At 59.6% G+C, this 20,074-nt stretch carries 22 protein-coding genes; 12 read left to right on the top strand and 10 right to left on the bottom strand.

The annotated features are described in order from the left end of the window. Positions 1-65: 65 nt before the first annotated feature. The 6 genes from ACMYUN_RS10320 to ACMYUN_RS10295 form a co-directional block, all read right to left on the bottom strand. Positions 66-1,556, bottom strand: coding sequence for an RNA polymerase factor sigma-54 (locus ACMYUN_RS10320; RefSeq protein WP_110603721.1), 1,491 nt, complete (start codon positions 1,554-1,556; stop codon positions 66-68). Positions 1,557-1,722: 166 nt separating this feature from the next. Beyond that, a complete protein-coding gene (lptB, locus tag ACMYUN_RS10315; protein WP_024011621.1) occupies positions 1,723-2,448 on the bottom strand; it encodes an LPS export ABC transporter ATP-binding protein in 726 nt (241 codons plus the stop codon). Next, positions 2,448-2,993, bottom strand: a complete 546-nt coding sequence (lptA, locus tag ACMYUN_RS10310) for a lipopolysaccharide transport periplasmic protein LptA (protein ID WP_016771679.1) — start codon at positions 2,991-2,993, stop codon at positions 2,448-2,450. The genes lptB and lptA overlap by 1 nt, the downstream gene beginning before the upstream one ends. Further along, complete coding sequence (lptC, locus tag ACMYUN_RS10305) at positions 2,980-3,552, bottom strand: LPS export ABC transporter periplasmic protein LptC (RefSeq protein WP_039759708.1); 573 nt, start codon at positions 3,550-3,552, stop codon at positions 2,980-2,982. The genes lptA and lptC overlap by 14 nt, the downstream gene beginning before the upstream one ends. 8 nt (positions 3,553-3,560) lie before the next feature. Continuing rightward, positions 3,561-4,085, bottom strand: a complete 525-nt coding sequence (locus ACMYUN_RS10300) for a KdsC family phosphatase (protein ID WP_016771677.1) — start codon at positions 4,083-4,085, stop codon at positions 3,561-3,563. Then, positions 4,085-5,059, bottom strand: a complete 975-nt coding sequence (locus tag ACMYUN_RS10295) for a KpsF/GutQ family sugar-phosphate isomerase (RefSeq protein WP_039759372.1) — start codon at positions 5,057-5,059, stop codon at positions 4,085-4,087. Before ACMYUN_RS10295 ends, ACMYUN_RS10300 begins: the two co-directional genes overlap by 1 nt. Before the next feature lie 272 nt (positions 5,060-5,331). On the opposite strand from ACMYUN_RS10295, the gene ACMYUN_RS10290 reads away from it, so the two are divergent. The 10 genes from ACMYUN_RS10290 (at position 5,332) to hisC (ending at position 13,298) form a co-directional block, all read left to right on the top strand. Continuing rightward, positions 5,332-6,141: an ATP-binding cassette domain-containing protein gene (locus ACMYUN_RS10290; RefSeq protein WP_039759369.1), complete on the top strand. Its 810-nt coding sequence runs from the start codon at positions 5,332-5,334 to the stop codon at positions 6,139-6,141. Further along, on the top strand, positions 6,141-6,938 hold the full coding sequence (mlaE, locus tag ACMYUN_RS10285) for a lipid asymmetry maintenance ABC transporter permease subunit MlaE (RefSeq protein WP_039759366.1): 798 nt from the start codon (positions 6,141-6,143) through the stop codon (positions 6,936-6,938). Before ACMYUN_RS10290 ends, mlaE begins: the two co-directional genes overlap by 1 nt. Continuing rightward, positions 6,938-7,405, top strand: a complete 468-nt coding sequence (gene mlaD / locus ACMYUN_RS10280) for an outer membrane lipid asymmetry maintenance protein MlaD (protein ID WP_016771673.1) — start codon at positions 6,938-6,940, stop codon at positions 7,403-7,405. Before mlaE ends, mlaD begins: the two co-directional genes overlap by 1 nt. A gap of 11 nt (positions 7,406-7,416) precedes the next feature. Further along, entirely contained in the window at positions 7,417-8,070 is a 654-nt protein-coding gene (locus ACMYUN_RS10275; protein ID WP_415763631.1) for an MlaC/ttg2D family ABC transporter substrate-binding protein, read from the top strand. Next, the gene (locus ACMYUN_RS10270) at positions 8,067-8,372 is read left to right on the top strand and encodes a lipid asymmetry maintenance protein MlaB (protein ID WP_039759362.1); all 306 of its coding nucleotides are present in this window, start codon (positions 8,067-8,069) and stop codon (positions 8,370-8,372) included. Before ACMYUN_RS10275 ends, ACMYUN_RS10270 begins: the two co-directional genes overlap by 4 nt. 115 nt (positions 8,373-8,487) lie before the next feature. After that, positions 8,488-8,727, top strand: a complete 240-nt coding sequence (locus ACMYUN_RS10265) for a BolA family protein (protein ID WP_016771670.1) — start codon at positions 8,488-8,490, stop codon at positions 8,725-8,727. Positions 8,728-8,749: 22 nt separating this feature from the next. Next, complete coding sequence (murA, locus tag ACMYUN_RS10260) at positions 8,750-10,015, top strand: UDP-N-acetylglucosamine 1-carboxyvinyltransferase (RefSeq protein WP_016771669.1); 1,266 nt, start codon at positions 8,750-8,752, stop codon at positions 10,013-10,015. A 128-nt stretch (positions 10,016-10,143) separates the two neighbouring features. Continuing rightward, positions 10,144-10,779, top strand: a complete 636-nt coding sequence (gene hisG / locus ACMYUN_RS10255) for an ATP phosphoribosyltransferase (RefSeq protein WP_016771668.1) — start codon at positions 10,144-10,146, stop codon at positions 10,777-10,779. Between the two features lie 125 nt (positions 10,780-10,904). Then, positions 10,905-12,242, top strand: coding sequence for a histidinol dehydrogenase (hisD, locus tag ACMYUN_RS10250; RefSeq protein WP_415763630.1), 1,338 nt, complete (start codon positions 10,905-10,907; stop codon positions 12,240-12,242). 3 nt (positions 12,243-12,245) lie between these two features. Next, positions 12,246-13,298, top strand: a complete 1,053-nt coding sequence (hisC, locus tag ACMYUN_RS10245) for a histidinol-phosphate transaminase (protein WP_415763629.1) — start codon at positions 12,246-12,248, stop codon at positions 13,296-13,298. A 66-nt stretch (positions 13,299-13,364) separates the two neighbouring features. On the opposite strand, the gene ACMYUN_RS10240 is transcribed toward hisC, so the two are convergent. From ACMYUN_RS10240 to algW, 4 genes are all read right to left on the bottom strand, one after another. Beyond that, on the bottom strand, positions 13,365-13,817 hold the full coding sequence (locus tag ACMYUN_RS10240) for a hypothetical protein (protein WP_415763628.1): 453 nt from the start codon (positions 13,815-13,817) through the stop codon (positions 13,365-13,367). 130 nt (positions 13,818-13,947) lie between these two features. Then, the gene (locus tag ACMYUN_RS10235) at positions 13,948-14,664 is read right to left on the bottom strand and encodes a DUF4198 domain-containing protein (RefSeq protein WP_415763627.1); all 717 of its coding nucleotides are present in this window, start codon (positions 14,662-14,664) and stop codon (positions 13,948-13,950) included. Positions 14,665-14,676: 12 nt separating this feature from the next. Then, on the bottom strand, positions 14,677-16,782 hold the full coding sequence (locus tag ACMYUN_RS10230; protein ID WP_415763626.1) for a TonB-dependent siderophore receptor: 2,106 nt from the start codon (positions 16,780-16,782) through the stop codon (positions 14,677-14,679). A gap of 88 nt (positions 16,783-16,870) precedes the next feature. After that, positions 16,871-18,028, bottom strand: coding sequence for a Do family serine endopeptidase AlgW (gene algW / locus ACMYUN_RS10225; protein WP_039759347.1), 1,158 nt, complete (start codon positions 18,026-18,028; stop codon positions 16,871-16,873). Positions 18,029-18,132: 104 nt separating this feature from the next. Here algW and ACMYUN_RS10220 point away from each other — a divergent pair, with 104 nt between their 5' ends. Both ACMYUN_RS10220 and cysD read left to right on the top strand, forming a co-directional pair. Beyond that, positions 18,133-18,891 carry a Nif3-like dinuclear metal center hexameric protein gene (locus ACMYUN_RS10220; RefSeq protein ID WP_415763625.1) on the top strand — a complete coding sequence of 253 codons (759 nt, stop codon included), beginning with the start codon at positions 18,133-18,135 and terminating at the stop codon, positions 18,889-18,891. Between the two features lie 257 nt (positions 18,892-19,148). After that, on the top strand, positions 19,149-20,066 hold the full coding sequence (cysD, locus tag ACMYUN_RS10215) for a sulfate adenylyltransferase subunit CysD (RefSeq protein WP_016771664.1): 918 nt from the start codon (positions 19,149-19,151) through the stop codon (positions 20,064-20,066). The last annotated feature ends 8 nt before the right edge of the window (positions 20,067-20,074 follow it).

Genomic DNA, 20,074 nt, shown 5'->3' with positions numbered 1-20,074 from the left:
TCCTTCGTTGCCAGTGCATAAAGCGGCAGGCCGAAAAGCCTGCCACTGGAACGCTGTAACGTGGCTTACATCAACCGCTTGCGTTCGCTCGAAGGCGCGATTCCGAGGGATTCGCGGTACTTGGCGACGGTGCGGCGAGCCACCTGAATGCCTTGTGCCTCCAGTAAACCAGCGATCTTGCTGTCACTCAACGGCTTTTTCTGATTTTCCGCGGCGACCAGTTTCTTGATGATCGCGCGGATCGCTGTGGACGAGCATTCGCCGCCTTCGGAGGTGCTGACGTGGCTGGAGAAAAAGTATTTCAGCTCATAAATACCGCGCGGGGTATGCATGAATTTTTGCGTGGTTACCCGGGAAATCGTTGATTCGTGCATGCCGACCGCTTCGGCGATGTCATGCAATACCAGCGGCTTCATCGCTTCGTCGCCGTATTCGAGGAAGCCGCGCTGATGTTCGACGATCTGCGTGGCCACTTTCATCAGCGTTTCGTTGCGGCTCTGCAGGCTCTTGATGAACCAGCGGGCCTCCTGCAACTGGTTACGCATGAAGGTGTTGTCGGCGCTGGTGTCGGCACGCTTAACAAACCCGGCGTACTGGGCATTGACGCGCAGACGTGGCACCGATTCCTGATTCAGCTCGACCAGCCAGCGCTCGTTGTCCTTGCGCACGATCACATCGGGAATGACGTATTCGGCTTCGGTCGATTCGATCTGCGAGCCGGGACGCGGATTGAGACTCTGCACCAGTTCGATGACCTGGCGCAGCTCGTCTTCCTTGAGCTTCATCCGGCGCATCAACTGGCTGTAATCGCGACTGCCGAGCAGGTCGATGTAATCGGCGACCAGCCGTTTGGCCTCGCTCAGCCACGGCGTCTTCGCGGGCAACTGACGCAATTGCAGGAGCAGGCATTCGCTGAGGTTGCGGGCGCCGATCCCGGCGGGCTCGAATTGCTGGATGCGATGCAGGACGGCTTCGATCTCGTCGAGCTCGATGTCCAGTTCAGGATCGAACGCTTCAAGAATTTCTTCGAGCGTTTCGTCCAGGTAGCCCTGATTGTTGATGCAGTCGATCAGGGTCACGGCGATCAGGCGATCGGTGTCGGACATCGGTGCCAGGTTCAGTTGCCAGAGCAGATGGCTCTGCAGACTCTCCCCGGCGGACGTGCGGGTGGTGAAATCCCATTCGTCGTCATCGCTGCTGGGCAGGCTGCTGGCGCTGGTCTGGTAGACGTCTTCCCAGGCGGTATCCACCGGCAATTCGTTGGGGATGCGCTCGTTCCATTCGCCATCCTCGAGGTTATCCACCGTCGGGGCGGTTTCCTGATAGGAGGGTTCCTGAATCTCGGCGGGCTTCTGTTCGGCGTTGTCGGCCAGAGGATCGGCGTTGTCGAAGTCGTCGCCTTCTTCCTGGCGCTCAAGCATCGGATTGGATTCCAGAGCCTCCTGGATCTCCTGTTGCAGGTCCAGGGTCGACAATTGGAGCAGGCGGATGGCCTGTTGCAGCTGCGGTGTCATCGTCAGCTGCTGGCCCATTCTCAAGACTAGCGATGGTTTCATGGCAGGGGCTTAACACCTTATTCGCCGGCGCTTTGCGCCATCCACTACAGGGCGCCGAAGCGCCAAACTTAAGCAAATTATATGCCTGAAACTGAAGTGTTTGCCTAGAGCGCTGTAACAATTAAAGCGGATAAATGCGCCTTGAATCGATACAGCGCTGTCGCGCTTACAGGCGGAACTCGTGACCCAGATACACTTCCTTGACCAGATCGTTGGCCAGGATGGTCTCGGCATCGCCTTCAGCGATCAATTGACCGTCGTTGACGATGTAAGCGGTTTCGCAGATATCCAGTGTCTCGCGGACGTTGTGGTCGGTGATCAGCACACCGATGCCCTTGGCCTTGAGGTGGTGAATGATCTGCTTGATGTCGCCCACCGAGATCGGGTCGACACCGGCGAACGGTTCGTCGAGCAGGATGAATTTCGGCGCAGTCGCCAACGCACGAGCGATTTCCACCCGGCGACGCTCACCACCGGACAGGCTCATGCCGAGGTTGTCGCGGATGTGGCTGATGTGGAATTCCTGCAGCAGGCTTTCCAGCTCCTTGCGACGACCGGCCTTGTCCAGTTCCGGACGCGTCTCGAGGATCGCCATGATGTTATCGGCAACCGACAGTTTGCGGAAGATCGACGCTTCTTGCGGCAGATAGCCGATACCCGCCTTGGCGCGGCCGTGCATCGGCTGGTGGCTGACGTCCAGGTCATCGATCAGCACACGGCCCTGATCGGCCTGCACCAGGCCGACGATCATGTAGAAGCACGTCGTCTTGCCGGCGCCGTTCGGGCCGAGCAAGCCGACGATCTGCCCGCTGTCGATCGACAGGCTGACGTCACGCACGACCTGGCGGCTTTTATAGGCCTTGGCCAGGTGCTGAGCTTTCAGAGTTGCCATTACTGGGATTTCTCTTCGGTTTTCTTCTTCGGCTGGATCACCATGTCGATGCGCGGACGCGATTCGGTGACCTTGCTGCCCGTGGCGCGACCGGCGCTGGCCAGTTTCTTCACGGTGTCGTAGACGATTTTTTCGCCCTGGGTGACGTTGTTATCCTTGTCGATAACCTTGGCCTTGTCGATCAGCACCACCCGGTTCTGCTGGGCGTGGTATTGAATCGTCACGCCGTAGCCCTTGACCGGGTTGGCGTCGCCCTGGGTCTGCAGCTGCTCGAAGTAAGCCAGGTTGCCCACCGAGGTCACCACGTCGATGTCGCCATTGGGCGCGCGCGTCATGGTCACGGTGTTGCCTTTAACGATCATCGAACCCTGGGTAATGATCACGTCACCTTTATAGGTGGCGATGCCATTCTTGTCGTCCAGTTGGGCGTCGTCGGCCTGAATGCGGATAGGCTGCTGCTGATCGTTCGGCAGGGACCAGGCGCTCGCGCTTCCCAGTGCTGCGCCCAGACTGAGCAAAATAGGGAGGGTTTTAACGAGCCTCATACTGTCCTCTTACGTTCGATTGCAGGTGTATCCTGCTGTCCTTCAGGTACGCTTTCATTCCGACGCCAGTCGATACGCCACCAGCGCCCTCGATTCTAACGGGTTGCGCAGTCTGCGCATATTCCTGCTGCGGGAACACGGTCATGCGCGTGCTGGTGATCAGCGTGCCGCGCTTTTTCTCATCGGTGCGCTGCACACGGACCGAATCGATCAATTCCACTTCGGTACCGCCCGAGTTCACTTCGCCGCGTTCGCTGGTCACGTGCCAGGGGAAGTCGGTGCCGCGATACATGTTCAAGTCAGGCTTGGTCACCAGGGTGACATCGGTCGCCTTGACGTGCTCGGCCTTGTCGGAAGTCATCTCGTACTGCACCTTACCGTCGGGCAGGTACTGAATGGTATGCGTGTTGGTCGCGTACCAGTCGATCGGATTCTCGGCAGCCGAAACCGGTGGCTTGTCGAGGAAGCGTTCCGGGCTGATGTTCCAGTAGCCGACCGCAGCGAAAATCGCCGCGATGCAGCCGAACAGCAGGAAGTTGCGAAACTTTTTGCTAAACATGGTCAGGCTCACAGGTACGCGGCGTTGGCCGCTTCGAGGCGGCCCTGGGCGCGCAGGATCAATTCGCAGAATTCGCGGGCGGCACCTTCGCCGCCACGGGCGCGGGTAACGCCGTGGGCGTGTTCGCGGACGAAATCGGCAGCGTTGGCCACCGCCATGCCCAGCCCTACACGGCGGATTACCGGCAAGTCTGGCAGATCGTCACCGAGATAGGCGACTTCTTCATAGCTTAGGCCCAGTTGCGCGAGCAGGCCGTCGAGCACCACCAGTTTGTCTTCACGCCCCTGAAACAGATGCGGGATGCCGAGGTTCTTAGCGCGGCGCTCGACCACCGGGGTCTTGCGACCGCTGATGATTGCGGTTTGTACGCCGGCATTCATCAACATCTTGATGCCTTGGCCGTCGAGGGTGTTGAAGGTCTTGAACTCACTGCCGTCTTCAAGAAAGTACAGGCGGCCGTCGGTGAGCACACCGTCGACATCGAAGACTGCCAGTTTGATCGCTTTGCCGCGTTGCAGCAGATCGTTGCTCATTACATGACTCCTGCGCGCAGCAGATCGGAGAGGTTGAAGGCGCCGATCGGGCGATCCTCCTCGTCGACGACTACCAGGGCGTTGATTCGATGGTCTTCCATGATTTTCAGGGCTTCGGCGGCGAGCATGTCGGGCCGGGCGGTCTTGCCGTGGGCGGTCATCACCTGATCGATGGTGGCGCTGCGGATGTCGATGGCGCGATCCAGGGTGCGGCGCAAATCACCGTCAGTGAAGATCCCGGCGAGCTTGCCGTCGGCTTCAAGGATAGCGGTCATGCCCAGGCCTTTGCGGGTCATTTCCATCAGTGCGTCCTTGAGCAGGGTGCCGCGTTGTACCTGCGGCAGCTCTTGCCCGGCGTGCATGACGTTTTCCACTTTCAGCAGCAGGCGACGGCCAAGGGCGCCACCCGGATGCGAGAAGGCAAAATCTTCGGCGGTAAATCCACGAGCTTCCAGCAGCGCCACGGCCAGGGCATCGCCCATGACCAGCGCAGCAGTAGTAGAAGAAGTCGGTGCCAGATTCAACGGGCAGGCTTCGTGCTCGACATGCACATTGAGATTGACCTCGGCAGCCTTCGCCAAGGGCGACTGCGGATTGCCGGTGACGCTGATCAGTTGAATGCCCAAGCGCTTGATCAGCGGCAGCAGCGTCACGATTTCATTGGTCGAACCAGAGTTCGACAGGGCCAGAATCACGTCGTCGCGGGTAATCATGCCCATGTCGCCATGGCTGGCTTCGGCCGGATGCACGAAAAACGCCGGAGTGCCGGTGCTGGCGAGGGTGGCGGCGATCTTGTTGCCGATGTGCCCGGATTTGCCCATGCCGACCACGACCACACGGCCCTTGCTGGCCAGAATCATCTCGCAAGCGCGTACGAAATCGGCGTCGATATGGGCCATCAAGCCTTGGACGGCTTCCACTTCGAGGCGGATGGTGCGTTGTGCCGATTGAATCAGGTCGCGGGTTTTGCTCATGTCAGAATCGTATGGGCCGATGAAAAGGCGGCGATTATAGCGGTTATGTGGCAAAGCCTCACGCAAGTTCGACGTGCTTTGTCATTACTGGTTACCAAAACCCTCTGAAACTCGCTCAGGCCCTCTTCAGTCGGCGATCTTGGCCGGGTTCTCGCTTGGGCGCTCAGCCTTTGCAGTGATATAGTTCGCCGCCAGTTCGGCCTGCCCGGGATGCAGGTGTTTCCGAGGAAAGTCTGGCATCCCAGTGAGAGGCTGCATCGCAAGGAGTTTAGATGAGTGCCGATAACGCCTACGCGGTCGAGCTGAAGGGAGTCTCCTTCAAGCGCGGTGCGCGGAGCATTTTCAATAACGTCGATATCCGCATCCCGCGCGGCAAGGTCACCGGCATCATGGGGCCTTCTGGCTGCGGCAAGACCACGCTGTTGCGCCTGATGGGCGCGCAGTTGCGGCCGTCCAGCGGCGAAGTCTGGGTCAATGGGCAGAACCTGCCGACGCTGTCGCGCAGTGATCTGTTCGATGCGCGCAAGCACATGGGCGTGCTATTTCAGAGCGGTGCGCTGTTCACCGACCTCGATGTGTTCGAGAACGTGGCCTTTCCGCTGCGGGTGCACACCCAGCTGCCGGAAGACATGATCCGCGACATCGTCCTGCTCAAACTGCAGGCCGTGGGGCTGCGTGGCGCCATCGAGCTGATGCCGGACGAACTGTCCGGCGGCATGAAGCGCCGCGTGGCGCTGGCCCGGGCGATAGCCCTCGATCCGCAGATTCTCATGTACGACGAGCCCTTCGTGGGCCAGGACCCGATCGCCATGGGCGTGCTGGTGCGCCTGATCCGTCTGCTCAACGATGCGTTGGGCATTACCAGCATCGTGGTGTCTCACGATCTGGCGGAAACCGCGAGCATTGCCGACTACATCTATGTAGTGGGCGATGGTCAGGTGCTGGGGCAGGGCACGCCGGATGAGCTGATGAATTCGGATGAGCCGCGTATCCGCCAGTTCATGACCGGCGATCCCGATGGCCCGGTGCCGTATCACTTTCCAGCGACGGATTACCGCGCAGATCTTCTGGGGAAGCGCTGATGCGCAGAATTTCATTGATGGAACGCGTGCGTCGGTTCGGCGAATCGGCGATCGACGCGGTCGCGGTGTTTGGTCGAGCGACCCTGTTCCTGTTTCACGCCCTGCTGGGCCGTGGCGGTATCAGCGGTGGTTTCGGCCTGTTGATCAAGCAGCTGCATTCGGTCGGCGTCATGTCGCTGGTGATCATTGTGGTCTCGGGCATTTTCATCGGCATGGTCCTCGCGTTGCAGGGCTTCAGCATTCTTTCCAGCTATGGTTCAGAGCAGGCGGTGGGGCAGATGGTCGCCCTGACGTTGCTGCGTGAACTCGGGCCGGTGGTTACGGCATTGCTGTTTGCCGGTCGCGCCGGTTCGGCCCTGACCGCCGAGATCGGCAACATGAAATCCACCGAGCAGCTGTCCAGCCTGGAAATGATCGGTGTCGATCCGCTCAAGTACATCATCGCCCCGCGCCTGTGGGCCGGCTTCATTTCCTTGCCGGTGCTGGCGATGATCTTCAGCGTCGTCGGCATCTGGGGTGGTTCGTGGGTCGCGGTCGACTGGCTGGGTGTCTACGAAGGCTCGTACTGGGCGAACATGCAGAACAGCGTGACCTTCACCAGTGACGTGCTCAATGGCGTGATCAAAAGTGTCGTTTTCGCCTTCGTCGTGACCTGGATCGCCGTATTTCAAGGCTATGACTGTGAACCCACTTCCGAGGGAATCAGTCGTGCCACCACCAAGACCGTGGTGTTTGCCTCGCTGGCAGTGCTCGGCCTGGACTTTATTCTGACCGCTTTGATGTTTGGAGATTTCTGATGCAAAACCGCACCCTGGAAATCGGTGTCGGCCTGTTCCTGCTGGCAGGGATCCTGGCTTTGCTGCTGCTCGCCTTGCGCGTCAGCGGCCTGTCTCCGACTTCGTCCACCGATACTTACAAGTTGTATGCGTATTTCGACAATATCGCCGGTCTGACGGTCAGAGCCAAAGTGACCATGGCCGGTGTGACCATCGGCAAGGTCACCGCTATCGATCTGGATCGCGACAGCTTCACCGGTCGGGTCACGCTGCAAGTGGATAAAAAGGTCGACAACCTGCCGGTCGATTCCACAGCGTCTATCCTCACCGCGGGTCTGCTGGGCGAGAAATACATCGGTATCAGCGTCGGCGGTGAAGACACCCAGTTGAAAGACGGTGGAACCATCCACGACACGCAGTCGTCACTGGTACTGGAAGACCTGATCGGTAAATTCCTGCTCAATACCGTTAGCAAAGACGCCAAATGAGGAGCTTTTGAATGATCTCTATCTTGCGACGTGGCCTGTTGGTGTTGCTCGCGGCCCTGCCGTTGATGGCTAACGCTGCACCGGGGCAATCGGCTCATGACCTGATTCAGGACACCACGAACCGGATGCTTGCCGACTTGCAGGCAAACAAAGAGAAGTACAAGCAGGATCCGCAGGATTTCTATGCGGCGCTGAACAACATTGTCGGTCCGGTGGTGGATGCCGAGGGCATCTCCAAAAGCATCATGACCGTGAAGTATTCGCGCAAGGCCACGCCTGAGCAGATGCAACGCTTCCAGGAAAACTTCAAGCGCGGTCTGTTCCAGTTCTACGGCAACGCGCTGCTGGAATACAACAACCAGGGCATCACGGTTGACCCGGCCAAGGACGAATCTGGCGACCGCACCAGCGTCAACATGACCGTCAAGGGCAGCAACGGCGCGATTTATCCGGTGCAGTACACCCTTGAGAAGATCGGTGGCGAGTGGAAACTGCGCAACGTGATCATCAACGGCATCAACATCGGCAAGCTGTTCCGTGATCAGTTCGCCGACGCCATGCAGCGCAATGGCAACGATCTGGACAAGACCATCGATGGCTGGGCCGGTGAAGTGGCCAAGGCCAAGCAGGAAACCGACAAAGCCGCCGCGAAGCCAGCGCAATGAGTGAGGCGGCAGTTCGCATGAGTGATGTCGACGAGCTGGTGCTCAGCGGCGTGCTGGATTACCGCACCGGGCCCGACCTGCGCAAGGAAGGGCAGGCGCTGATCAAATCGAGCAAGGCATCGGCGCTGGTCATCGATTGTTCGGCGGTGCAGAAGTCCAGCAGCGTCGGCCTGTCATTGCTGCTGTGCTTCATGCGCGATGCGCAGGCGGCCGGCAAGGCCGTCAGCATTCGCGCGATGCCCGAAGACATGCGCGAAATCGCTCAGGTCAGTGAACTGACCGAGCTGTTGGCGCATCCCTGAACCGACATCTATAAAGAAGCCCCCCGTCAGAGTCCTGCGTTGCGGGGTTCGCAGGCGCGGGGCTTTTTTGTATGATGTCCGACCCGTGCGCACAGGGCGCCGATTGAGGTTGAGCATGCAGGCCGTAGAAGTGAAGAGCTTCCTTGAAGGAAAGCTGCCAGGAACGCTGGTAGAAGTTGAAGGCGAAGGCTGCAACTTCCAGCTGAATGTGATTAGCGATGAACTGGCGGCGTTGAGCCCGGTGAAGCGTCAGCAGCAGGTCTATGCCCATTTGAACCCATGGATCACCGATGGCAGCATCCATGCGGTCACTATGAAATTTTTCAGCCGCGCGGCCTGGGCCGAGCGCACCTGAGCCCTAGGGCGTCGAGATACTAATGGATAAATTGATTATTACCGGTGGCGCTCGTCTTGATGGCGAGATCCGCATTTCCGGCGCGAAGAACTCCGCCCTGCCGATTCTGGCCGCGACCTTGCTGTGCGATGGCCCGGTCACCGTTGGCAACCTGCCGCACCTGCACGACATCACCACCATGATCGAGCTGTTCGGGCGCATGGGCATCGAGCCGGTGATCGACGAGAAGCTCAGCGTCGAAATCGACCCGCGCACCATCAAGACCCTGATCGCCCCGTACGAACTGGTGAAAACCATGCGTGCGTCGATTCTGGTACTAGGCCCTATGGTTGCCCGTTTCGGTGAAGCCGAAGTCGCACTGCCTGGCGGTTGCGCCATCGGTTCGCGTCCGGTTGACCTGCACATCCGCGGTCTGGAAGCCATGGGCGCGGTCATCGACGTCGAAGGCGGCTACATCAAGGCCAAGGCGCCTGAAGGCGGCCTGCGCGGCGCGCATTTCTTCTTCGACACCGTCAGCGTGACCGGTACCGAAAACATCATGATGGCCGCTGCACTGGCCAAAGGCCGCAGCGTGTTGCAGAACGCCGCGCGTGAGCCTGAAGTGGTCGATCTGGCGAACTTCCTCAACGCCATGGGCGCCAAGGTTTCCGGCGCCGGCACCGACACCATCACCATCGATGGCGTCGAGCGTCTGGGTTCGGCTTTCTACAAGGTCATGCCTGACCGTATCGAAACCGGCACCTACCTGGTCGCTGCTGCCGTGACCGGTGGCCGCGTCAAGGTCAAGGACACCGATCCGACCATTCTCGAAGCAGTGCTGGAAAAGCTGCGTGAAGCCGGCGCGGAAATCACCTGCGGTGAAGACTGGATCGAGCTGAACATGCACGGCAAGCGGCCGAAAGCGGTCAACGTGCGCACCGCGCCGTACCCGGCGTTCCCGACCGACATGCAGGCCCAGTTCATCTCGCTGAACGCCATTGCCGAAGGCACCGGTGCAGTGATCGAGACGATCTTCGAAAACCGTTTCATGCACGTGTACGAACTGCACCGCATGGGCGCGCATATCCAGGTTGAAGGCAACACCGCGATCGTCACCGGCATCGAGAAGCTCAAGGGCGCGCCAGTCATGGCCACCGACCTGCGCGCATCGGCCAGCCTGGTGATCTCGGCGCTGGTTGCCGAAGGCGACACGCTGATCGACCGCATCTACCACATCGACCGTGGTTACGAGTGCATCGAAGAAAAACTGCAAATGCTGGGTGCCAAGATCCGTCGCGTTCCGGGCTGATCGCTGCATCGGGACACAGGGACGTGTCCGTTGAATTCGTTTCGAGTCGAGGGTGTACGCACCCTCGATGTGTGTCCGGCGCCGATTGCGACCGGGCATGAGTACCTTGATAAGGACTGACGTTTCCCATGTTGACCATCGCACTGTCCAAGGGCCGCATCCTTGACGACACCCTGCCGCTTCTCGCTGAAGCGGGCATCGTGCCGACCGAGAATCCGGACAAGAGCCGCAAGCTGATCATTCCCACGACCCAGGACGACGTGCGTCTGCTGATCGTGCGTGCCACCGACGTGCCGACCTATGTCGAGCATGGCGCGGCCGACCTCGGCGTCGCCGGTAAGGACGTGCTGATGGAATACAGCGGCCAGGGCCTGTACGAGCCGCTGGACCTGCAGATCGCCCAGTGCAAGCTGATGACCGCCGGCAAGATCGGCGCCGCCGAGCCCAAGGGCCGTCTGCGCGTGGCGACCAAGTTCGTCAACGTCGCCAAGCGTTATTACGCCGAGCAGGGCCGTCAGGTCGACATCATCAAGCTGTACGGCTCGATGGAACTGGCGCCGCTGATCGGGCTGGCCGACAAGATCATAGACGTGGTCGACACCGGCAATACCCTGCGCGCCAACGGCCTGGAGCCACAAGAATTGATCGCCACGATCAGCTCGCGCCTGGTGGTCAACAAGGCTTCAATGAAAATGCAGCACGCCCGAATCCAGGCGTTGATCGACACCCTGCGCAACGCAGTGGAATCGCGACACCGCGGCTGATCTACCAGCGCGGCCCGAGGCCGCGCCGTCTATCCGCCTCATAGCCAGAATTCTCAGGTGCCCAAGCGGATCGAATGCTAGTTTCGGGCGCCTGAGTTTTTGCCAATTCCTATGAGGCTCTCGCTATGACCGCACCGACTGCAATTCGCCGACTCAACGCTGCTGACCCGGATTTCGTGCATCATCTGGATCATCTGCTGAGCTGGGAAAGTGTGTCCGACGACTCGGTCAATCAGCGCGTGCTGGACATCATCAAGGCTGTGCGCGAGCGCGGTGACGCGGCGCTGGTCGAGTTCACCCAGAAGTTCGACGGCCTCGAAGTCGCCTCGATGGCTGACCTGATCCTGCCGCGCGAGCGCCTCGAATTGGCCCTGACCCGCATCACCGTGCCGCAGCGCGAGGCCCTGGAAAAAGCCGCCGCGCGTGTACGCAGCTATCACGAAAAACAGAAGCAGGACTCCTGGAGCTACACCGAAGCTGACGGCACGGTGCTCGGCCAGAAAGTCACGCCACTGGATCGCGCAGGCCTGTACGTGCCGGGCGGCAAGGCCTCGTATCCGTCATCGGTATTGATGAACGCGATTCCGGCCAAGGTCGCCGGCGTGACCGAAGTGGTCATGGTCGTGCCGACCCCGCGCGGTGAAATCAACGAGCTGGTGCTGGCCGCTGCCTGCATCGCCGGGGTGGACCGGGTGTTCACCATCGGTGGTGCGCAAGCGGTTGCCGCACTGGCTTACGGCACCGAAAGCGTTCCACGTGTCGACAAGGTTGTCGGCCCGGGCAATATCTATGTCGCCACTGCGAAGCGCCATGTGTTCGGCCAGGTCGGTATCGACATGATCGCCGGTCCTTCGGAAATTCTTGTGGTCTGCGACGGCCAGACCGATCCGGACTGGATCGCCATGGACTTGTTCTCCCAGGCCGAGCACGACGAAGACGCGCAAGCGATTCTGGTCAGCCCCGACGCCGAGTTTCTCGACAAGGTGGCCGCAAGCATCAATAAATTGCTGCCGACCATGGACCGCGCGACCATCATCGAAACTTCGATCAATGGCCGCGGTGCGTTGATTCAAGTGAGCGACATGGCGCAGGCGATCGAAGTCGCCAACCGCATCGCCCCGGAACACCTGGAATTGTCGGTCGCTGATCCACAAGCCTGGCTGCCGCAAATTCGCCACGCTGGCGCGATCTTCATGGGTCGCCACACGTCCGAAGCGTTGGGCGATTACTGTGCCGGCCCGAACCACGTATTGCCGACTTCGGGCACCGCGCGCTTCTCCTCGCCGCTGGGCGTCTACGACTTCCAGAAACGCTCATCGATCATCTTCTGCTCCGAGGCCGGCGCTTCCGAGCTGGGCAAAACTGCATCGGTACTGGCCCGTGGCGAATCACTGAGCGCCCACGCGCGCAGCGCTGAATACCGCATCAAAGACCAAGACTTTCTGAAAGGGCAGGGGAACTGAGCGATGAGTAAATTCTGGAGCCCGTTCGTCAAGGATCTGGTGCCCTACGTGCCGGGCGAACAGCCGAAGCTGACCAAGCTGGTCAAGCTCAATACCAACGAAAATCCGTACGGCCCATCGCCAAAGGCGCTGGCGGCGATGCAGGCCGAGCTCAACGACAACCTGCGCCTGTACCCGGACCCGAACAGTGACCTGCTGAAAAACGCCGTCGCCGAATACTACGGCGTGCAAACCAGTCAGGTGTTCCTTGGCAACGGTTCGGACGAAGTGCTCGCGCACATCTTTCACGGCTTGCTGCAACACGGTCAGCCGCTGCTGTTTCCGGACATCAGCTACAGCTTTTATCCGGTCTACTGCGGTCTGTACGGCATTGAATTCGATGCGGTGCCGCTGGATGCGCAATTCCAGATCAACCCGGCCGACTACGCCAAACCGAACGGCGGGATCATTTTCCCCAACCCGAACGCCCCGACCGGGTGCCTGCTGGCGCTGGACGCGGTCGAGCAAATCCTCAAGGCCAGCCCGGATTCGGTGGTAGTCGTGGATGAGGCTTACATCGACTTTGGCGGCGAGACGGCGATCAGTCTGGTGGATCGCTACCCGAACCTGCTGGTGACGCAGACGCTGTCCAAGTCACGCTCGCTGGCTGGCCTGCGTGTCGGTCTGGCGGTAGGGCACCCGGATCTGATCGAGGCGCTGGAGCGGATCAAGAACAGCTTCAACTCCTATCCACTGGATCGTCTGGCGATTGTCGGCGCGGCGGCGGCGTTTGCAGACCGCGAGTATTTCGACAAGACCTGTCGTCAGGTGATCGAGAGCCGCGAGTGGGTGGTCGCGCAGTTGCAGGCCAAGGGCTTTGAAGTGCTGCCGTCGGCGGCCAACTTCATCTTCGCGCGGCACCCGCAGCATGACGCGGCGGGCCTGGCGGCGAAACTGCGCGAACAGGGTGTGATCGTACGGCACTTCAAGCAGCAGCGGATTGCGCAGTTCTTGCGGATATCGGTGGGTACGCCGGAGCAGAATCAGGCGTTGATCGAAGGCATCGGAGAACTGTAAGCAGAAGCCAGCGTGTGGAATAACCCTGTTTACGCAAAGCATTTTTCGTAAACAGGGGCTGTTTGGTTATTTGGGGTTAGAGTTTATTAAATTGAATGCTCCGGCAATTTTTATTTTTTCCTCGGTCGTAAAAAAATAAGTGCCTTTCACGGCATAGACTTCTCTACTGTTCGCCTCGGTGTGGATGTTCATGGACCCCGTTACCGCTTCGTAAGCTTTGCCTTCGAAGTGGAACTCCCATCCTTGTAGCAGCTGCTTGCGTATATCCTCAAAGATCAGCTCATGGCTGGTCCCTGATGAAAGACCCTTTGGATAGCACAAATGGATAGTTGTGGCTTCTTGAGTGGCGTCATTGAAACTGGAAGCTGAGAATAAGCCTCCGCCGATTCCGGTGTCGGGAAGAGGGTATAGGAAAGGCGATCTGTTCAGAATGATCACTGCTTCATGATCGCGTCTAAATGTGATCTGTCCGGTTGTTACTGAAGTTCCGTCGTTCTTTTCAATCAATTTGCCAGTCATATTTATGTCCTGAATTGATGGATCCGAAACATGAAACTATCTATTTTTAGCGTAAATATTAACTGTCAGATATGACGGTTTTTTATAACGATTGCTCATATATACAATCGCCATAATGTCGGAGAAGTTGTTAATGATGCGGCTCGCCAAGGAATGTCAGCGACGTGAACAACCCGCGACTATCCACATCCGCGCTGTCCTTCACCGGCACTTCAACCTGCGCCACAATCACATTCAAGCCCTCATTTCTCACCAATACCTGCGCACGCCCATCCTTGTCCGTCTCGGTACTCAGCGTGTTCGGCGCGCTGCGGTAATCGCCATACAACTTCACCCCCGCCGCCGGTTTGCCATCGAGCAATACGCGCACCGGCAGCGAATTCCCCGGTCCGACCGTCAGCGGATCAATCTCGGGCACAATCAGCAACTTGATCTGATCGAGCTTCGGCAACTTCGCCCCCGGCTGATAGATCGCCAGGCTGTACTTGAACGTCTGCGTGGCCTCGGTGGCGCCGGGTACTTTGCTGCGTCCTTCGTTGACCCACTTCTTGTCCGCCGTCTGCGACCACATGCCATTGTTCAGCGCCACGGCCATCACCGCAGGCGACTTCAGCGGTTTCAAGCGTGCGTGATCGGTGAGCCGCTCAACGCTGACCGGAATCATCTTGCCGCCGGCGTCATAAGCCCAGGCGCCGCTGATCTTCCGCGCCTTGAACGCGTTGTCTTCTGCGCCATGGCCGTAGACCACTTCGATGTTGCCGCGTCGTTCTTCTGTCCACAGGCCATGGGCCGATACCTGACCAGTGAACAGCGCAGCGATGAGCAGAAGGGATTTGCCGTAGTGCATGGTGACGTCCTTTTACAGGTTGAGTGTCAGGCTGACGGTGAAATTGCGTGGCTCGCCGGGGTTGACCCAGTAGTTGCTGTAGGAGCGCTCGTAGTATTTCTCGTCGAATATGTTGTTCAGGTTCAGGCCGACGGTGACGTTGTCGCTGGCCTTGTAGTGCGCGAGCAAGTCGACGGTCTGGTAGGCCGGCAATTCGAAGTCGCTGCCGGATTCGCCCGAACGATCACCGACGTAGGTGAACGCTGCACCGACGTCTGAACCGCGCAGTCGGCCATCCTGAAATTTATAAACACCCAGCAGACTGCCGCTGCGTTTGGCCACGCCGAGGATGCGGCTGCCGGTGGGAATGGTCGCGTCGCCCTTGGTCACCTCGGCGTCGATGCAGGCGAAGGCGCCGATGACCCGCACTGCGTCGGTCACCTGGCCGCTCACTTGCCAATCGAAACCCTGACTGCGCGCCTTGCCCATGGCGCGGCTGGTGTCGGTGTCCGGATCGAGGGCGAGAACGTTTTCCTTGTCGATGTGGAAGAAGGCGAGGGTGCTGCTCACGCGCTCATCGAACAGCTCGTTCTTGATCCCCACTTCGTAACCGACGCCTTCTTCCGGGTCGAAGGATTTGCCGGAGGCATCCACGCCGTTGTTCGGTTTGAACGAGGTCGAGGCGTTGGCGAACAGGCCGGTGTATGGCGTGAGCTGATAGAGCAGGCCGGCGCGTTGGGTCAGCGCGTCGTGGCGTTGCTGGCTTCTGGCGTTGCGGCTGTGATCGTCGATGCGCTGATCGAAATGCTCGAAGCGCGCGCCGAGCATGCCGCGCAGCTTGTCGGTGAAGATGATCTGGTCCTGCAGATTCAGCGCATGACTTTCGACGTGTTCGAAAAAGTCGGTGCCCGAGCGTGCGCCGTTGGGTTTCGGCTGGCCGTAGACCGGCTTATAGATGTCGATGGCGTAGGGGCCGCCAGCAATGGTGGTGACGCGTTCGTCCTTGCGGTAATTCTCGTACTCGGTGCCGATCAGCAACTCATGCTGCCACGCACCGAGGTCGAACAGGCCGCGCAGTTCCAGTTGGGTGATGCTGTCGTGCCAACTCGTGTCGCGTTCGCGCAAGCGGCGGTTGACCGTATGGCCGTCGGCGTTCAGCGGTCGTGCTTCGGAAGCGTCGCCCCAGAGCTTGCCTTCCTTGTAGTGACTGGCCAGACGCAGTTTCCAGCTGTCGTTCAGATGGTGCTCAAGGGTGGCCTGGAGCAGGTTGTTGTGGTTGTCGATGTTGCCGTCGTTGGGTTCGCCCAAGAACGTCGAACGGGATACGCCGCTCCACTTGTTGTTCGGCGCCACCACGCCACGATCGAACGTCGAGTTGTGACGGACGATTTCGCTTTCCACCAGCAGCGAGGTGTCCGGGTTCAACTGCCAACTGAACGAAGGCGCGACGAATACCCGCTGGCTGTCGACGTGGTCGCGAAAGCTGTTGTTGTCTTCTACGGCGAGGTTGATACGCGAGAGCACATTGCCCTGTTCATCGAGGGGCGTATTGACGTCCAGCGCGGTGCGATAACGGTCCCAACTGCCGGCGCTGGTCTGCAATGTAGCGAATGCTTCAGGCTGCGGCTTCTTGGTGACGATGTTTACCGTGCCGCCGGGATCGCCCCGGCCGTACAGGCTCGCCGCCGGGCCTTTGAGCACTTCGATGCGCTCGATGTTGGCCGCATCCGGCGTGCTCGGATAACCGCGATTGGCACTGAAGCCGTCCTTGTAGAACTCGGACGTCGTGAAGCCGCGCACGCTGTATTCGTACAGGGTCAGGCCGCCGAAGTTGTTCTGCTTCGACACGCCGCCGGCAAAATCCAGCGCGCGTTCAACGCTGCTGCTGCCCAGATCCGAGAGCACACTGGCCGGAACGACGCTGATGGCTTGTGGGATATCGCGAATCGCCGTGTCGGTTTTGGTCGCACTGGCCGAGCGAGTCGCGCGATAACCGCTGACCGGGCCGGTGGGTGATTCGTAGTCGGAAGTGACGCTGATGGCTTCCAGCTCAACGGGCTGCGGCTCATCGGCGAAGGCGGGATCGCAGAGCAAACCCAGGGTCAGGCCGAGTAGTGAGGCCTTTTTGCGAGACGACATGTTATGTTGTTCCAATTGCTAGAATTGAAACAATATAACATGCCCTTTGAGAATGTCTGTTATTCGCGCCGCTGGCGCGAAAACATTTTTACTCTTCTTTTTCTTTGACCGGTGCCGGTGGTGGACGAAGGCCGATTTCAGCGGTCAGCTTCAGCTCTTTGCCGTTGCGCATGACCTGGATCGTCACCTTGTCGGTCGGTTTGATCCGCGCCACCTGGTTCATCGAGCGGCGACCGTCGCCGGCCGGCTCGCCATCGATGCTCAGAATTACATCGCCCAGTTGCAGGCCGGCTTTCTGCGCCGGGCCGTCACGGAAGATCCCGGCGACGACAATCCCCGGACGCCCGGACAAGCCAAACGACTCGGCCAGTTCCTGCGTCAGCGGCTGCACTTCAATGCCCAGCCAGCCGCGAATCACCTGACCGTGCTCGATGATCGATTTCATCACTTCCATCGCCAGTTTCACCGGGATGGCAAAACCGATGCCTTGCGAGCCGCCGGATTTGGAAAAGATCGCCGTGTTGATGCCGGTGAGGTTGCCGTTGGCATCGACCAGCGCGCCGCCGGAGTTACCCGGGTTGATCGCCGCGTCGGTCTGGATGAAGTCTTCGTAGTTGTTCAGCCCCAGCTGATTGCGGCCGGTGGCGCTGATAATGCCCATGGTCACGGTCTGGCCGACGCCGAACGGGTTGCCGATGGCCAGCGCGACGTCGCCGATGCGAATGCTGTCGGAGCGGCCGACGGTGATTGCCGGCAGGTTTTTCAGGTCGATTTTCAGGACCGCAAGGTCAGTCTCAGGATCGCTGCCAATCACCCGCGCGAGTGTTTCGCGGCCATCCTTCAGCGCCACGACGATCTGGTCGGCGCCGCTGGTGACGTGGTTGTTGGTGAGGATGTAGCCTTCCGGGCTCATGATCACCCCGGAACCGAGGCTCGATTCCATGCGCTTCTGTTTCGGCGAGTTGTCACCGAAGAAGCGGCGGAACTGTGGATCCTCGAACAAGGGATGCGCCGGTTTGTTGATGACCTTGGTGGTGTACAGGTTGACCACCGACGGCGCGGCGATGCTTACCGCGTCGGCATAGGACACCGGGCCCTGTTGCACGATCGTTGTCTGTGGCGCCTGTTGCAGATTGACATCGAGGCTCGGCAGCCCGACCCACTCGGGGTAACGCTGAATAATCAACAGAGCGATAAGCACACCGGCCAACAGCGGCCAGCCGAAAAAACGCAGCGCCTTGAGCATTAAGCACGTTCCTGGAAAGGTTGCAGGCGAGGTCAGACCGCCCATAATGTCGCGCATTATACGAGGCCGCGCGTGCCTCTGAACGGGATATTTAGGAGTCTTTCATGGCCGTTGCCCTCAGCACCCTCGTCGAAGAAGCCGACCGTTACCTGGGCAGTGCGAAAATCGCCGATTATTGCCCCAACGGATTACAGGTCGAAGGCCGCCCGCAGGTGATGCGCATCGTCAGTGGCGTCACCGCCAGCCAGGCGTTGCTTGATGCCGCCGTCGAAGCCGAGGCCGACCTGATCCTGGTCCATCACGGTTATTTCTGGAAAGGCGAAACCCCCTGCGTCACTGGCATGAAACAGCGCCGCTTGAAGACCTTGCTCAAGCACGACATCAGTCTGCTCGCCTATCACCTGCCGCTGGATCTGCACCCGGACGTCGGCAACAACGTGCAACTGGCGCGTCAGCTCGACATCACTGTCGAAGGTCCGCTGGATCCGAGCAACCCGAAAGTCGTCGGGCTGGTCGGTTCGCTGAATGAGCCAATGACCGCACGGGATTTCGCGCGCAAGGTGCAGGAGGTCATGGGCCGCGAGCCGCTGTTGATCGAAGGCAGCGGCATGATCCGTCGCGTCGGCTGGTGCACCGGTGGTGGCCAGGGTTATATCGATCAGGGCGTGGCGGCGGGTGTCGATCTGTTCATCAGCGGTGAGGCCTCCGAGCAGACTTTCCACAGCGCGCGGGAAAACGACATCAGCTTCATCGCCGCCGGCCATCACGCCACCGAACGCTATGGCGTGCAGGCGCTGGGTGAGTATCTGGCGAAGCGTTTTGCCCTGGAGCACATCTTCATCGATTGCCCGAATCCGATCTGAGGTTAAACATCTCTCCAATGTGGGAGGGGGCTTGCTCCCGAAAACGGTGTGTCATTCGACGATGATTTCGAATGACACAACGCTTTCGGGAGCAAGCCCCCTCCCACAGGAAAAGCAGCTGTTCGGCCTAACTGGCAGGCATATTGATATACCCTTTCGATCTAGTTGGCGTCCTGATTAGAAGAGGTCGCTGTGCTAGGATTCCCCGCTCGAACACGGCCCGCTGGCCGTTCATAAGAAAGCTTTCGTGAGTAGCCATGGTCGACAAACTGACGCATCTGAAACAGCTGGAGGCGGAAAGCATCCACATCATCCGCGAGGTGGCCGCCGAGTTCGACAACCCGGTGATGCTGTACTCCATCGGTAAAGACTCCGCCGTGATGCTGCACCTGGCACGCAAGGCGTTCTTCCCGGGCAAACTGCCGTTTCCGGTGATGCACGTCGACACCCGCTGGAAATTCCAGGAGATGTACAAGTTCCGCGACAAGATGGTCGAAGACTTGGGCCTGGACCTCATCACCCATATCAACCCCGATGGCGTGGCGCAGAACATCAACCCGTTCACCCACGGCAGCGCCAAGCACACCGACATCATGAAAACCGAAGGCCTGAAACAGGCACTCGACAAGCATGGTTTCGACGCAGCCTTCGGCGGCGCCCGTCGCGATGAAGAGAAATCCCGCGCCAAAGAGCGCGTGTACTCCTTCCGCGACAGCAAGCACCGCTGGGACCCGAAAAACCAGCGCCCCGAGCTGTGGAACGTCTACAACGGCAAGGTCAACAAGGGCGAATCCATCCGTGTGTTCCCGTTGTCGAACTGGACAGAGCTGGACATCTGGCAGTACATCTACCTCGAAGGCATCCCGATCGTGCCGCTGTATTTTGCTGCCGAACGCGAAGTGATCGAGAAGAACGGCACGCTGATCATGATCGACGACGAGCGCATCCTCGAGCACCTGTCCGACGAAGACAAAGCGCGCATCGTGAAAAAGAAAGTGCGGTTCCGCACCCTTGGCTGCTACCCGTTGACAGGCGCGGTGGAGTCCGAGGCCGAAAGCCTCACGGACATCATTCAGGAAATGCTCCTGACGCGAACTTCCGAGCGCCAGGGCCGGGTCATCGACCACGATGGCGCAGGCTCGATGGAAGACAAAAAACGTCAAGGCTATTTCTAAGGGGCTGT

Source organism: Pseudomonas sp. CP4 (assembly GCF_047758505.1).
GTDB classification, from domain to species: domain Bacteria; phylum Pseudomonadota; class Gammaproteobacteria; order Pseudomonadales; family Pseudomonadaceae; genus Aquipseudomonas; species Aquipseudomonas fluorescens_AO.
This window is presented reverse-complemented; position numbering and strand designations above follow the sequence as displayed.

Coding starts and splice junctions, on each gene's coding strand:
- ACMYUN_RS10320 (WP_110603721.1), bottom strand. CDS start 1,556: ATGAAACCATCGCTAGTCTTGAGAATGGGCCAGCAGCTGACGATGACA.
- lptB (WP_024011621.1), bottom strand. CDS start 2,448: ATGGCAACTCTGAAAGCTCAGCACCTGGCCAAGGCCTATAAAAGCCGC.
- lptA (WP_016771679.1), bottom strand. CDS start 2,993: ATGAGGCTCGTTAAAACCCTCCCTATTTTGCTCAGTCTGGGCGCAGCA.
- lptC (WP_039759708.1), bottom strand. CDS start 3,552: ATGTTTAGCAAAAAGTTTCGCAACTTCCTGCTGTTCGGCTGCATCGCG.
- ACMYUN_RS10300 (WP_016771677.1), bottom strand. CDS start 4,085: ATGAGCAACGATCTGCTGCAACGCGGCAAAGCGATCAAACTGGCAGTC.
- ACMYUN_RS10295 (WP_039759372.1), bottom strand. CDS start 5,059: ATGAGCAAAACCCGCGACCTGATTCAATCGGCACAACGCACCATCCGC.
- ACMYUN_RS10290 (WP_039759369.1), top strand. CDS start 5,332: ATGAGTGCCGATAACGCCTACGCGGTCGAGCTGAAGGGAGTCTCCTTC.
- mlaE (WP_039759366.1), top strand. CDS start 6,141: ATGCGCAGAATTTCATTGATGGAACGCGTGCGTCGGTTCGGCGAATCG.
- mlaD (WP_016771673.1), top strand. CDS start 6,938: ATGCAAAACCGCACCCTGGAAATCGGTGTCGGCCTGTTCCTGCTGGCA.
- ACMYUN_RS10275 (WP_415763631.1), top strand. CDS start 7,417: ATGATCTCTATCTTGCGACGTGGCCTGTTGGTGTTGCTCGCGGCCCTG.
- ACMYUN_RS10270 (WP_039759362.1), top strand. CDS start 8,067: ATGAGTGAGGCGGCAGTTCGCATGAGTGATGTCGACGAGCTGGTGCTC.
- ACMYUN_RS10265 (WP_016771670.1), top strand. CDS start 8,488: ATGCAGGCCGTAGAAGTGAAGAGCTTCCTTGAAGGAAAGCTGCCAGGA.
- murA (WP_016771669.1), top strand. CDS start 8,750: ATGGATAAATTGATTATTACCGGTGGCGCTCGTCTTGATGGCGAGATC.
- hisG (WP_016771668.1), top strand. CDS start 10,144: ATGTTGACCATCGCACTGTCCAAGGGCCGCATCCTTGACGACACCCTG.
- hisD (WP_415763630.1), top strand. CDS start 10,905: ATGACCGCACCGACTGCAATTCGCCGACTCAACGCTGCTGACCCGGAT.
- hisC (WP_415763629.1), top strand. CDS start 12,246: ATGAGTAAATTCTGGAGCCCGTTCGTCAAGGATCTGGTGCCCTACGTG.
- ACMYUN_RS10240 (WP_415763628.1), bottom strand. CDS start 13,817: ATGACTGGCAAATTGATTGAAAAGAACGACGGAACTTCAGTAACAACC.
- ACMYUN_RS10235 (WP_415763627.1), bottom strand. CDS start 14,664: ATGCACTACGGCAAATCCCTTCTGCTCATCGCTGCGCTGTTCACTGGT.
- ACMYUN_RS10230 (WP_415763626.1), bottom strand. CDS start 16,782: ATGTCGTCTCGCAAAAAGGCCTCACTACTCGGCCTGACCCTGGGTTTG.
- algW (WP_039759347.1), bottom strand. CDS start 18,028: ATGCTCAAGGCGCTGCGTTTTTTCGGCTGGCCGCTGTTGGCCGGTGTG.
- ACMYUN_RS10220 (WP_415763625.1), top strand. CDS start 18,133: ATGGCCGTTGCCCTCAGCACCCTCGTCGAAGAAGCCGACCGTTACCTG.
- cysD (WP_016771664.1), top strand. CDS start 19,149: ATGGTCGACAAACTGACGCATCTGAAACAGCTGGAGGCGGAAAGCATC.